This window comes from Halomonas chromatireducens (assembly GCF_001545155.1).
GTDB classification, from domain to species: Bacteria; Pseudomonadota; Gammaproteobacteria; order Pseudomonadales; family Halomonadaceae; genus Halomonas; species Halomonas chromatireducens.
In genome coordinates this window covers 609,257-622,431 of sequence record NZ_CP014226.1, presented here as the reverse complement: position 1 = coordinate 622,431, position 13,175 = coordinate 609,257, and the positions used below count along the sequence as shown (strand labels likewise).

Annotated in this window: 11 protein-coding genes; 6 read left to right on the top strand and 5 right to left on the bottom strand. The window is 64.2% G+C overall.

Features of this window, described 5'->3' with window-relative positions:
- Positions 1-325: 325 nt before the first annotated feature.
- Positions 326-1,510, top strand: a complete 1,185-nt coding sequence (locus LOKO_RS02950; protein ID WP_066444832.1) for an acetate/propionate family kinase — start codon at positions 326-328, stop codon at positions 1,508-1,510.
- A complete protein-coding gene (gene pta / locus LOKO_RS02945; protein ID WP_066444830.1) occupies positions 1,507-3,687 on the top strand; it encodes a phosphate acetyltransferase in 2,181 nt (726 codons plus the stop codon). The genes LOKO_RS02950 and pta overlap by 4 nt, the downstream gene beginning before the upstream one ends.
- On the opposite strand, the gene thiO is transcribed toward pta, so the two are convergent.
- From thiO to LOKO_RS02925, 4 genes are all read right to left on the bottom strand, one after another.
- Complete coding sequence (gene thiO / locus LOKO_RS02940) at positions 3,684-4,838, bottom strand: glycine oxidase ThiO (protein WP_066452191.1); 1,155 nt, start codon at positions 4,836-4,838, stop codon at positions 3,684-3,686. The genes pta and thiO overlap by 4 nt on opposite strands.
- Positions 4,839-5,035: 197 nt before the next feature.
- Positions 5,036-5,863: an ABC transporter permease gene (locus LOKO_RS02935; protein WP_066444828.1), complete on the bottom strand. Its 828-nt coding sequence runs from the start codon at positions 5,861-5,863 to the stop codon at positions 5,036-5,038.
- An 18-nt stretch (positions 5,864-5,881) separates the two neighbouring features.
- On the bottom strand, positions 5,882-7,141 hold the full coding sequence (locus tag LOKO_RS02930; RefSeq protein ID WP_083517400.1) for an ABC transporter permease: 1,260 nt from the start codon (positions 7,139-7,141) through the stop codon (positions 5,882-5,884).
- Positions 7,142-7,240: 99 nt separating this feature from the next.
- Positions 7,241-8,305 carry an ABC transporter substrate-binding protein gene (locus LOKO_RS02925; protein ID WP_235588929.1) on the bottom strand — a complete coding sequence of 355 codons (1,065 nt, stop codon included), beginning with the start codon at positions 8,303-8,305 and terminating at the stop codon, positions 7,241-7,243.
- On the opposite strand from LOKO_RS02925, the gene LOKO_RS02920 reads away from it, so the two are divergent.
- On the top strand, positions 8,296-8,817 hold the full coding sequence (locus LOKO_RS02920; protein WP_083517399.1) for a gluconokinase: 522 nt from the start codon (positions 8,296-8,298) through the stop codon (positions 8,815-8,817). The two genes, LOKO_RS02925 and LOKO_RS02920, sit on opposite strands and share 10 nt — an antisense overlap.
- A gap of 98 nt (positions 8,818-8,915) precedes the next feature.
- Positions 8,916-9,911, top strand: a complete 996-nt coding sequence (gntR, locus tag LOKO_RS02915) for a gluconate operon transcriptional repressor GntR (protein WP_066444817.1) — start codon at positions 8,916-8,918, stop codon at positions 9,909-9,911.
- 35 nt (positions 9,912-9,946) lie between these two features.
- Here the strand turns inward: gntR and LOKO_RS02910 are convergent, their stop codons facing one another.
- On the bottom strand, positions 9,947-10,357 hold the full coding sequence (locus LOKO_RS02910; protein ID WP_066444815.1) for a RidA family protein: 411 nt from the start codon (positions 10,355-10,357) through the stop codon (positions 9,947-9,949).
- A 170-nt stretch (positions 10,358-10,527) separates the two neighbouring features.
- Here LOKO_RS02910 and LOKO_RS02905 point away from each other — a divergent pair, with 170 nt between their 5' ends.
- A complete protein-coding gene (locus LOKO_RS02905; RefSeq protein WP_066444813.1) occupies positions 10,528-11,928 on the top strand; it encodes a bifunctional enoyl-CoA hydratase/phosphate acetyltransferase in 1,401 nt (466 codons plus the stop codon).
- A complete protein-coding gene (locus LOKO_RS02900; protein ID WP_066444808.1) occupies positions 11,928-13,154 on the top strand; it encodes an acetate/propionate family kinase in 1,227 nt (408 codons plus the stop codon). Before LOKO_RS02905 ends, LOKO_RS02900 begins: the two co-directional genes overlap by 1 nt.
- Positions 13,155-13,175 lie beyond the last annotated feature (21 nt).

The following is a 13,175-nucleotide window of genomic DNA, read 5'->3' as shown; positions in this document are numbered from 1 at the left end:
ACAATGAGCGAATCGAATGATAGCCTGCAAAGCATCTCATGGTAGACTAAGGTCTAATGTCTATGCTACCCCCCAATGAAGCGCTGAATAAATCGGCGAGCGGGATGAAGCACAAGGCGCACGGAGCACAGAACCGAGCGAAGCGACAAACAGCCGTAGGCTGGCCCCGAAGGGGCGAGAAGCCGTAGGCTGAGAGTCAACCGGAGCCTATGGGGTATAGGTGAGGATTTCGACCGGGCTGGCGCACCAGCACCGCGCAACGCAGTGATTCGCACGCGCAGACATTTATGCAGTGTTTCCCTAACTCATACCACCGGGAGAACCGATGAACGCTTCGGTACTGGTCATCAACTGTGGCTCGTCCTCGATCAAGTACGCGCTGATACCCGCCGCAGCGGACCAGCCGCGCCTCGCTGGCATTGCCGAACGCCTGGGCAGCAGCGACGCCTTCCTGAAGGGTATCGACAGCCGCAGCGAGCGTTTCGAGAAGGCCCTGCCCGGCGCCGATCATACCCGGGCGCTAGAGGCCATCCTGGAGCATCTCGAGGGCCACCGGCCCGCCGCCGTTGGCCATCGCATCGTTCACGGCGGCGAGCGCTTCACGCGGGCCGCGCGGCTCGACGATGAAGTGATAGCAGCCATCGAGGCCACCGCCGCCCTGGCCCCGCTGCACAACCCCGCCAACCTGGAAGGCGTGGCGGCCACATGCAAGCTGTTTCCCGATCTCCCGCAAGTGGCCGTGTTCGATACGGCCTTTCACCAGTCATTGCCACCCCAAGCCTTCCGCTACGCTCTGCCGGAAGCGCTCTACCGTGATCACGGCATCCGTCGCTACGGCTTCCATGGCACCAGCCACGCTTACGTCAGCGAGCGTGCCGATGCCCTGAGCGGCATCGAAGGTGGCTGGCTGACCGCACACTTGGGAAATGGCTGCTCCACCTGTGCCGTCTGGGAGGGCCGCAGCCTCGACACCAGCATGGGCCTGACCCCGCTCGAAGGCTTGGTGATGGGCACCCGAAGCGGCGACGTGGATCCCGGGCTTCACGCCCACCTGGCACGCCAGCTCGGCTGGAGCCTGGAGCGCATCGATGAGGTCCTCAATCGCGGCAGTGGCCTGCTGGGTCTCTCCGGGCTGACCAACGACATGCGCGAGCTGGAAATCGCCGCCAGCGAAGGGCACGAGAACGCCCGGCTGGCCATTGAGGTCTTCTGCTATCGCATCGCCAAATCACTGGCAGCGCTCTCCTGCGCCCTGCCCCGCCTCGACGGTATTGTCTTTACCGGCGGCATCGGCGAGAACTCGCCGCTGGTCCGCGAAAAGGTCGTCAGCCATCTGCCCCACTTCGGCCTGGGCCTGGATCGTGCCGTCAACGCCCAGACGGTGCGTGGACGCGAAGGCCGCATCGACGGGGGGCATCCGGCGGCACCTCGCCTCTGGGTCATCCCCACCGATGAAGAGGGCCGCATCGCCAAAGAAACCCGCCAGCTACTGGACGAGACCACCCCATGACACCACGCAATGCCCGCCCGCAACCCCAGGTCCTGCTGATGGTGCCGACCAGCGTGGGTGTCGGGCTGACATCGGCTAGCCTGGGCCTGATGCAGGCCCTCGACACCATCGGCCTCAAGGCCGGCTTCCTGAAGCCGTTTCGCCAGGACGAACTCAACGGCCCCGGACCCGACCGTTCCACCGCCTTGGTCAGCAGTACCCTGGGGCTGGAGGCGCCGCCACCCATGCCCCAGGCCGAGATGGAGCGGCTGCTGCGCCAGGACCGGCTCGATGTGCTCATGGAGCAGGTGATCGAACTGCATGACCAGGCCATCGAGCGCCAGGCGGGAACAGCACCGGAACTGATCGTGGTGGAAGGGGTGGTGCCGACGGCTCATGGCACCTACGCCACACAGCTCAACACCCACTTGGCCCACGCCCTCAATGCCCGCATCATCCTGGTGGGCAGCGGTGACACGGTCGAACCCCGAGTCCTGGCCGAGCAGTTGGACATGCATGCCCAGGCCTTCGGCGGCATCGGCTCCGCTCGCACCCTGGGCTGCATCCTCATGCGCATGCCCAACCCGCCCGGCAGCGAAGCGCCGCCCCTGCTCGCTCCCGGCGGCCGCATGCAGGTCGATGAGCGCCTGCTGGCCGAGCTGCGACGTTATTCGCCAGCCCTGGCCACCGACCGCTTCCACCTGATCGGCGTGGTGCCCTATAACGCCGCCCTGATCGCCCCGCGGGTCGTCGACGTGGCCCGTGCCCTGAACGCGCGCTTCCTCAGTGAGGGCGATGCGGCCAACCGCCGGGTGCTCTCCACCAGTCTCTGCGCCCGTAGCGCCGCCAACGCCCTCCATGCCTTCCGTCCCGGCAACCTCATCGTCACCTCGGGCGATCGTGACGACATCGTGCTCGCCTCGGCGCTGGCCACCATGAACGGTGTGCCCATGGCCGGGGTCCTGCTGACCAACGGCTACATGCCCAACGACAACATGATCGAGATGTGCCGTCCCGCCCTGAAGACAGGCATGCCCGTGCTGGCCGTGGATACCGACAGCTTCACCACGGCCAAGGACCTGGGGCGGATGGGCAATGACATTCCCATGGACGACCTGGAACGCGCCGAACAGGTGACGCGCTTCGTGGCCGAACACATCGACCTGCAGTGGCTGAAGGACCACCTGAGCCGAGGCTATGCCAGCCGGCTCTCGCCCTCGGCCTTCCGCTACCAGCTGGTCAAGCTCGCCCAGCAGGCGGACCGACGCATCGTCCTGCCCGAAGGCAGCGAACCGCGCACCGTGGAAGCCGCCGCCATCTGCCAACAGCGAGGGATCGCCCGCTGCGTGCTGCTGGCACGTCGAGAAGAGGTCGAGGAGGTGGCGCGAAACCGCGGCATCGAGCTGCCGGAAGGGCTGGAGATCATCGACCCGGAATCGATACGGGTCCGCTACATCGCGCCCATGGTCGAACGGCGCGGCGGCAAGGTTAACGCGCTGACCGCCGAGGATCAGCTCCAGGACAATGTGGTACTGGGCACCATGATGCTGCAGCTCGACGAGGTCGATGGCCTGGTTTCGGGGGCGATCCATACCACCGCCAATACGGTGCGCCCGGCCTTCCAGCTGATCAAGACCGCCCCCGACTACCGCCAGGTATCGTCGATCTTCTTCATGCTGCTGCCCGAGCAGGTGGTGGTCTATGGCGACTGCGCGGTCAATCCCGACCCCGACGCCGAGGCGCTGGCCGAGATCGCCATCCAGAGCGCCCGCTCCGCCCAGGCCTTCGGTATCGAGCCCCGGGTCGCCATGATCAGCTACTCCACCGGCGAGTCGGGCAGCGGCGTCGACGTGGAGAAGGTGCGCGAGGCCACCCGGCTGGCCCGCCAGCAGGCGCCGGACCTGCTGATCGACGGGCCGCTGCAGTACGATGCCGCCGCCATCGAGAGCGTCGGCCGCCAGAAGGCGCCCGATTCACCGGTGGCCGGGCGCGCCACGGTGTTCGTCTTCCCCGACCTCAACACCGGCAACACCACCTACAAGGCGGTACAGCGCAGCGCCCGGGTGGTCAGCGTCGGCCCCATGCTGCAGGGCCTCAACAAGCCGGTGAACGATCTCTCCCGAGGCGCCCTGGTAGACGACATCGTCTATACCATCGCCTTGACGGCGATCCAGGCAGCGCAGCGGATGAACCCCTAGAGCAAGAAAGTCTCGCCATCCTCTGTTTCGCTACAACCCCGCTCCCGGAGGCGCTTCGAGGGCTGGTAGGGCGCGGGGTCGATCCGGGTGGGTCGACCCAACAGCTGGTCGACCAGCAGCCGTGTCGCCGCCGGCGCCAGCACCAGACCGTTGCGATAGTGCCCGGCATTGACATGGAGTCCCTCGATGCCGGGCACCGCGCCGATGAACGGAATGCCATCCGGCGCCGCGGGCCGGAGCCCGGCCCAGTGGTGCTCGATCTCGCACTCGGCCAGTGCCGGCAACATGGCAATGGCGCTCTGTCGCAGCGAGTCCCGCGCCGCCTCGGTGGGGCGTTTGTCGAAATCCACCTGCTCCAGGGTCGAGCCGACAAGCACACGGCCGTCGGCTCGCGGAATCAGATAGCGTCCATCGGCGAGCACCACGCGCTCCAGCAGCTGCCTGCCTCCGGGCATCGGCGGCGTGCGGAACAGCATCATCTGGCCCTTCACGGGGCGCACAGGTAGCGCGACCCCGATGCTACCCAGCAGGACCCCGCTCCAGGCACCGCCGCACACAATCACCTGCCCTCCCGTGATACGTCCCTGGGAGGTAACCGCCCCTGTGACACGCCCTTCTTCCATGCACAGTGCTTCGACCGATGCCCCCTCATGCAGGGTAACGCCGGGCAACGTCATGAGATGGGCTCGCAGTGCCTGACAGAGCCGTGGGTTGCGGACACTGCCCAGGGTCGGCATCCAAAGGCCACTGGGCAGGCCTGCCGCCAACCAGGGCTCCTTCCGGTAGATGAATGCCGCATCGACAGCCTCAAGCGGCTTGTTGGCACGTTTCGCCCACTCGAATGCCCTGTCGCCATCGTCGACCCGCAGGTAGAGCAGCCCCTTCTGGCGATACTCGGCATCGATACCCGTCGCCTCCAACAGCTGTGCCGTCAGCGCGGCGTACTCGTCCCCGGCCTGCTGCGCCAGGTTGGAGACCGGCTCGCTGTAGCGCCAGGGGTAGAGGGGCGAGACGATACCTCCCCCGGACCATGACGCTTCCTGCCCGCACTTTCCTCGCTCCACCAGGGTGACGGTATGCCCGGCAGCAGCCAGCTGCCAGGCGGTCATCATGCCGATGACGCCTCCACCGATAATCAGAAAGTCTTTCACCATGACCCCTTAAGTCGTGAAGCCGAGAATCCAACCAGCGGCCCGGCCGGCATCGCCAGTCCACCTGCCGCCATAGCTTACCTTGCCAGCTTCCCTGTCGTCTTCAGTACATGCGTCGCTGCACATAGGCTCCAAACGCGATACGCCCCGCGAAGGCGGGGCGCAGAGGTGCCACAACAAAATTATAGGCGCGCTGTTCAGATTGCCCCTTTCAACCGCTCGCTGCGCCGTCTCAGCAGTTCCATGGTCACCAGCAGCAGGGTCGACATCAGGATCAGGATGGTGGCCATGGCGGCGATGGCCGGGCTGATGTTCTCGCGAATACCAGAGAACATCTGGATCGGCAGCGTGCGCTCGGTGGGGCTGGCGATGAACAGCGCCACCACTACCTCATCGAACGAGGTGGCAAAGGCGAACAGGCCGCCGGAGACCACCCCGGGGACGATCTGCGGCAGGATGATGGTGAAGAAGACCCGCAGCGGGTTGGCACCGAGACTGGCGCCGGCCCGCACCTGATTGAAGTCGAATCCCTGCAGGGTGGCGTTCACGGTAATCACGACGAAGGGCACCCCCAGCACGGTATGAGCCAGGACCAGGCCGGCATAGGAGTTGAGCAGGCCCACCTGGGCGAAGAAGAAGTACATGCCCACGGCGACGATCACCAGCGGCACCACCATGGGCGAGATCAACAGCGCAATGATCAGCCCCTTGCCGGGAAAATCGGCCCGATTGAGCCCTACCGCGGCCAGGGTGCCGAAGGTCATCGCCAGCAGGGTCGCCAGTGGCGCCACGATCAGGCTGTTCTTCAGCGCCCCCATCCATGGGCCGGATGTATCGAAGATGGCCGCATACCATCGCAGCGAGAACCCCGGCAGTGGATAGGTCAGGAAAGAGCTGCTGCTGAACGATAGCGGAATGATCACCAGCACCGGGGTGATCAGAAACAGCAGGACCAGACCGCAGAATCCGCGGAAGACCCAGAACCAGACCTTTTCTATCGGCGATGCATAGGGAGGCAGAGCCATTATTCTTCTCCTGAGCGGTCAGTGCCGGATCATCTGCTTGCGGTTCACCAAGCGGTGGTAAACCAGGTAGAGCATCAGCGTTACCACCAGCAGGATGCTGCCAAGTGCCGCTGCCATACCCCAGTTATTGGTGCTGTTGGTGTAGTAGGCCACGTAGTAGCTGACCATCTGGTCTGCCGGTCCGCCTACCAGGGCCGGAGTGATGTAGTAGCCCAGCGCCATGATGAAGACGAGGATCGTGCCTGCCGCGATGCCGGAAATCGTCTGGGGAACGTAGACCTGCCAGAAGGCGGCAAAGGGATGCGCGCCCAGCGACACGGCAGCGCGCTGGTAGCTGGGCGAGATGCCCTTCATCACGCTGTACAGCGGCAGCACCATGAACGGCAGCAGGATATGCACCATGGCGAAGAAGACGCCGATGCGGTTGAACACCAGCTGTAGCGGAGAGTCGATTACGCCCGTGGCCATCAGTGACTGGTTCACCAGGCCATTGGACTGCAACAGGATGATCCAGGCCGCTGTGCGCACCAGCAGCGATGTCCAGAATGGCAATAGCACCAGTATCATCAGCAGGTTACTGGTTTTCGCCGGCAGCGTGGCCAGCAGGTAGGCCAGCGGAAAACCCAGTGCGAGGCAGATCAGCGTGACGCCTCCGGCGATCACCAGGGTACGCTGGAATACCGCCTGATAGAGACGGTCGCCTTCACCGATACGTTGAATCTGGCCGGTGTCGCCGCGCTCGAGATCCACCGACGCCAGCAGATAGCGGTCCGTGGTCGGCGGTGCTGCGCGTTGGATACCCAGCCAGGTGGCAGTTTCGCCCCAGGCCTCATCGATCTCGATAAGGGTGGTGGTCCAATCGGCATCGCCCTCCAGGCTCGCAGGCAGGCCGCGCAAGGTGCGCATCAGCAGGCTGCGGTACTGAGTATCCTCATAGTTGAGGCGGCGCCCGATGCGCCCCAGCCCGCCCCCCTGGCGCGAGTCGCGCAGCTCTGCGGCGAAGGATGCCATGGTGGACTCATCGGGCAGTCCGGTACCGTCCCATCGCTGCAAACCGGCCGTGGTGAGCGGCATGACGGATTCCAGCTCGGTGTTGTCGACGCTGCGCCACAGCATGCTGCCGATGGGCATGACAAAGACGACAATCAGAAACAGCGCCAGCGGTGCGACCAGCCCGAAGGCCTTCCACTTACGCAGCCGCTCGGCGCGACGTAGCTGGGCCTTGAGCGTACCCGCCGGCCTGGATGGCGGCTGCGAAGCCGCAATGGTCGTGGTCATGGCCTTCTCCCACTGATGAAGACCGGCGTGACCCAGCGGGTCGGGACACGCCGCAAGAAACGGGGCAGCGGCCGGTAAGCCGCTGCCGACGTCGTGGGATCAGCGCGCCGCCCAGGCGTTGAAGCGCTGCTCCAGCTCCTCGCCGTAGTCGACCCAGAAAGCGGTATCCACGGCCAGCGCACCTTCCATGTTCTCTTCATGGGTTGGCATGCGCCGCGCCTGCTCTTCATCGAGCTGGGCAATGGCATCCGGATGCACCGGGCCATAGGGAATCAGGCTGGAGTAGGCGGCCTGGTTCTCAGGCTGGCTGGCGAAGATGATGAAGTCGTAGGCTTCGTCGACATACTCGCTGCCCGCCACGATGGCCCAGTAATCCAGGTCGTAGATGCTTTCGTTCCAGACGATCTCCAGGTTGCTGCCTTCTTCCTGGGCGGCGGCGATGCGGCCGTTGTAGGAAGAGGTCATGACCACGTCACCGGCAACCAGCCACTGGGGCGGCTGTGCACCCGCCTCCCACCACTGGATGTGCTCCTTGATCTCGTCGAGCTTGGCAAAGGCGCGGTCGACGCCTTCCGGCGACTCGAGCACCTCATAGACCTCATCGGCCGGCACGCCATCGGCCATGAGCGCGAACTCCAGCGTGTACTTGGCGCCGCGACGCAGGCCACGGGTACCGGGGAACTGCTCCACATCCCAGAAATCGGCCCAGGATGTCGGCGGCGTATCCAGGGCGTCGGCATCGTAGGCCAGCACCGTGGACCAGACGAAGGTGCCGACACCGCACTCATCGAATGCCGAGTCGATCAGTTCATTACCCAGGCCAAGCCGGCCCCAGTCGATGGGCTCGAACAGCCCCTCGAAACAGCCGCGGACCAGCTCGGGTGACTCCATCTCCACGAGATCCCAGCTGACATTGCCGGTCTCGACCATGGCCCGGATGCGCGACAGCTCACCGTTGTAGTCGCCCGGCGTGAGATTGACACCCGTGCTCTCCTGGAAGGGGCCGTAGTAGGCCTGCTGCATGGCGTCACCGGACGCACCGCCAAAGGAGATGACGGTCAGTGCCTGGGCGCCAGCGGAAACGGCCAGCCCCGGCATCGTCACCTGGCTGCCCGATATCACCGCCGTGCGCGGCAACTGACCGGGAGGCTTCCGTGAAGGCAACTTCGTATCGCATCCTGGTCATGGGCGTCTCCGGCTCGGGCAAGTCGCACATCGGGCGGTTGCTGGCTGAGAATCTGGGGGTCAATTTCATCGACGGTGACGGCTATCACTCGCCTGGGAACATCGAAAAGATGGGCCGTGGCGTGCCCCTCACCGATGCGGATCGTCAGGAGTGGCTCGACACCCTGGCCGGCCTGTTTGACGAACATCGACGGCGCAATGAGTCGGTAGTGATTGCCTGCTCCGCGCTGAAGGCGCGATATCGGGACATATTGCGCCAGGGAGATCCGGTGCTGGCCATTCTCTACCTGCGGGGTGACCGCGATCTGCTGCTTGAGCGTCTGTCTACGCGGCAGGGCCACTTCTTCAAGGGCGATAGCATGTTGGATAGCCAACTGGCCGACCTGGAGCCGCCCGATGATGACGAGGCACTGGGGTTGGACATCTCGCTGCCGCCGGAAACGATTGCCGGTGAATTCGCGCGTTGGCTAAGGCAGCATGAAATGTCGTGACGCCAGGCCGGGTAATGCTGTCGGAGCATGAATGGTTTAAGGTATTCGGCTCTGAGCCGACCCCTTGCTCAGGATACTCACCAGCAGGCCGGGACGCCGTGAAGAAAAAACGCCCAACACTCCAGGATATCGCCGACCGCGTCGGTGCGACGAAGATGACCGTCAGCCGTGCCCTGCGCGACCCGACCACCGTCTCCGAAGGACTGTGTGAGCGTATCTTCGCCGCGGCGGAGCAGGTCGGCTATATCCCCAATCGTGCTCCCGACCTGCTCTCCCGGGCAACGAGCCACTCCATTGGCGTGCTGGTGCCGTCGTTGACCAACCAGGTGTTTGCCGATGTGCTGGTCGGCATTGAGGAGGTCACTGAACCCCTCGGCTATCACTTGATGCTTTCCCACTACGGTTACAGCCAGGAGCTTGAAGAGCGCAGCCTGGCGTCACTGCTCTCCTACAACGTTGACGGGGTGATCCTCTCCGACAGCCTGCATACCGCTCGCACCTGCCGGATGCTGGAAACTGCCGGCATACCCACCGTGGAGATCATGGATTCGCTGACGCCGCCGCTGCACCAGGCGGTGGGTTTCGATAATGTCCGCGCCGGCTATGACATGATCAGCGAGATGGTACGACGCGGACGGCGCCATATCGTTTACTTGGCCGTGCGCTTGGACGAGCGCACCCGCCAGCGCGAACAGGGGTATCGTCAGGCGATGGAGGAGCATGGACTGCAGCCCATCACCCTACAGCGGAGCCAGCGTTCGTCCTATAGTGTGGGAGCCGCGCTGCTGGATGAAATTCTGGCAGAGCATCCCGAAACCGATGGCATATTCTGTACCAACGACGATGTCGCCGTCGGCGCCTATTTTGAGTGCCTGCGCCGCGGAATCCGAGTGCCGAAGCAGATGGCTATCGCCGGCTTCCATGGCCACGACGTGGGTCAGGTGATGTCACCGCGGCTGGCGAGTGTCATCACCCCGCGTCAGGCGATCGGGCACAGGGCGGCCAGTGAGCTGCTCAATCGTATCCACGGTAATGCCATGGGTGAGGCCGTGATCGACCTTGGGTATACGGTCGAGCCTGGCATGACGCTTTGAGGCTGCCTCGATGCCGCTGCGGCCGGTGAGCCTGATCAGCGTTTGTTGTCTGAGTCCTTTTCTCCAGGGCGGCGGGCAACAAGGGTTATCTCCACGTTCGAGGAACCGCTGAGGCGTGCCGATTCGGTACAGGTCCGGGCCGGGTAGCGATGGCCTTCGAAGAACTCGGCATAGGCCGCATCCATGGTGTGAATCGTATCCAGGTTTGTCAGGTGAATGTCCACTCTCACGGTGTGTGCCAGGCTCGCGCCGGCGTATTCCAGCATGCGTGCCAGGCGTCGCATGACCCACCGGGTCTCTTCGGCAATGTCGCCCACCACCGATTCGCCACCCTGAATATCGGTAACCGTCAGTCCCGATAGAAAGATGTAACCGTCATCCATGACGATGTGGCTCCCGGGAAAGACAGGCACGGCGAGAGTGGGGTCGTTGAGATACTGATGCATGTTGTATTCCCCGTGATTTGCGTAACTCACTCACTATAGTTGGACAGTTAACCGCATGCGCAAGTCGGCTCATAGCTTGATATCGGTCATATAGTTGGGGATAAACACTGACAGGATTTGCTGCGCCGCAGTATGCTGGGATGAACGAAGCGCAAGGAGACTTAGGGCTTATGGACAGCAGTGACCAGATCGAGAATCGGACATTCGACGAGATCGAGCCAGGCGAGAGCGCATCGATCGAGAAGCGACTTACGCTGGATGACATCAAGCTGTTTGCCATCATGTCGGGAGACATCAACCCGGCCCATCTTGATGACGACTTTGCCAAGAGTACTCGGTTCCAGGAAGTCGTCGCCCATGGCATGTGGGGTGGGGCCCTGATTTCCACCGTGCTCGGCACCGAGCTGCCGGGTCCTGGGACGATCTACCTGGGACAGACCCTGCGCTTTCTCAAGCCGGTGAGGCTAGGCGATGTGCTGCGAGTCAGCGTTCGTGTACGCGCCAAGGATGAGCAGCGCAAGCGTATCGTCTTCGACTGTCGCTGTACCAACCAGAATGGCGATACGGTGATCGAAGGCGAGGCAGAGGTACAGGCGCCCACCGAGAAGATTCGTCGCACTCGTACCGTGTTGCCGCAGATTCGCATGGCCGAGCGAGCGCGACTGCATGAGATGCTGGCGGCGGCGGAGCATCCCGAGCCGGTCGATATGGCCGTGGTGCATCCGGTGGACGAGGTCTCGATCCTGGGGGCTGCCGAGTCGGCCCGCCAAGGACTGATTCGGCCGGTACTGGTGGGACCCGAGATGAAAATCCGTGCCGCCGCCGAGGCGGCTGGCATCGATATTGCCGAGTTCGAACTGGTCGATGTCCCCCACAGCCATGCGGCAGCCGCCGAAGCGGTTGCCATGACCCGCTCCGGCAGGGTGGGGGCGCTGATGAAAGGGGCGCTGCACACCGAGGAGCTGCTTCATGAAGTGGTCAAGCGCGACACGGGGCTGCGAACCGAGCGCTGCTTGAGCCATGTGATGGCCTTCGACGTGCCGACCTATCCGCGGCCACTGTTCATCACCGATGCCGCGATCAATATCTACCCTACGCTGGCCAACAAGATGGATATCGTCCAGAACGCCATCGACCTGGCCCACGCACTGGGTAACGCCAACCCCAATGTGGCAATACTTTCGGCGGTTGAAACCGTCAACCCCAAGATCGCCTCCACCCTGGAAGCCGCTGCGCTGTGCAAGATGGCCGAGCGGGGGCAGATACGTGGCGGAACCATCGACGGTCCGCTGGCCTTCGACAATGCCGTTTCCGAGGCTGCTGCTGCCGCCAAGGGGATCGTCTCGCCGGTGGCGGGTCGGGCGGATATCCTGGTGGCACCGGATCTCGAATCAGCCAACATGCTGATGAAACAGCTGACCTACCTGGCCGATGCCACCGGCGCCGGCCTGGTGGTGGGGGCGCGGGTGCCCATCGTGCTCACCAGCCGTGCCGACGACGCCATCACCCGTATGGCTTCCTGCGCCCTGGCGCTGCTGGTGGCCGAGTACAAGAAGCGGGAGCACGGCTGATGCGAGAGATACTGGTCATCAACAGCGGCTCCTCCAGCATCAAGTTCGCCCTGTTCGGCGCCACGTCGGAGGCCCAGCCGAAGGACCTGCAGCTGCGCTATCGCGGCCACTTTGCCGGGCTCGGCAGCCAGGCTCGACTGAGCCTCAAGGATGGGGAGGGCGAGGCGCTGGACCCTGGCTTGGCCGGCTCTGCGCTGAGCGAAGTGCCAGCCGATCTCGACCACGATGGGGCGCTGTCCAAGCTGCTGGCCTGGATCGAGGCGCACCCGGATCTCGGCGATATCGGTGCGATAGGGCATCGCATCGTGCATGGCGGCCGCGACTACGTCGAACCAATTCGCCTCGACGCCGACACGCTGGATGCCCTCGAGGCACTGGTGCCGCTGGCGCCACTGCACCAGCCCTACGGCCTGGCGCCGGTTCGTGCCCTTGCGACACTTCGGCCCGACCTGCCCCAGGTGGCCTGCTTCGACACCGCCTTTCATGCCGACCAGCCCGGCGTGGCTCGGACCTTTCCCCTGCCGCGGCGGTATCGCGACGCCGGGGTCATCCGCTACGGCTTCCACGGGCTCTCCTACGACTACATCAACCGTTCCCTGAACGACCGGATACAGCCGACGCATGGTGGTGAAGCAAGGGCGGGTAGGGTGATCGTCGCCCACCTGGGCAACGGGGCCAGCCTCTGCGCCATTCGTAACGGCAAGAGCGTGGCTTCCACCATGGGCTTCACCGCCGTGGAAGGGCTGATGATGGGCACCCGCAGCGGCAGCCTCGATCCGGGGCTGGTATTACATCTGATCCTTCAGGAAGGCATGCCGCCCGAAGCCGTTCAGCAGATGCTCTACAAGGAGTCCGGCCTGCTCGGGCTCTCAGGCATCAGCGGCGACATGCGCGAACTGTTGCAGAGCGATGCACCCGAGGCGGCCGAGGCTATCGAACTGTTCGTCTACCGTATCGTCAGCGAGATCGGCAGCCTAGCCGCCGCCCTCGGTGGGCTCGACCACCTGGTGTTCACCGCCGGGATCGGCGAACGGGCCGCCCCGGTACGTGCTGCGGTGGTGGAAGGCTGCCAATGGCTGGGGACAGCCCTCGACCCGGCTGCCAATCAGGCCGATGCTCCCGACATCGCAGCGGCAAACAGCCGGGTGGGCCTGTGGGTGATACCCACCGACGAGGAGCGCATGATCGCCTGGCATGCGTCAGCCCTTCTGGACCAACGCGCCTGACCCTGAGGCGAGACGTCGTTG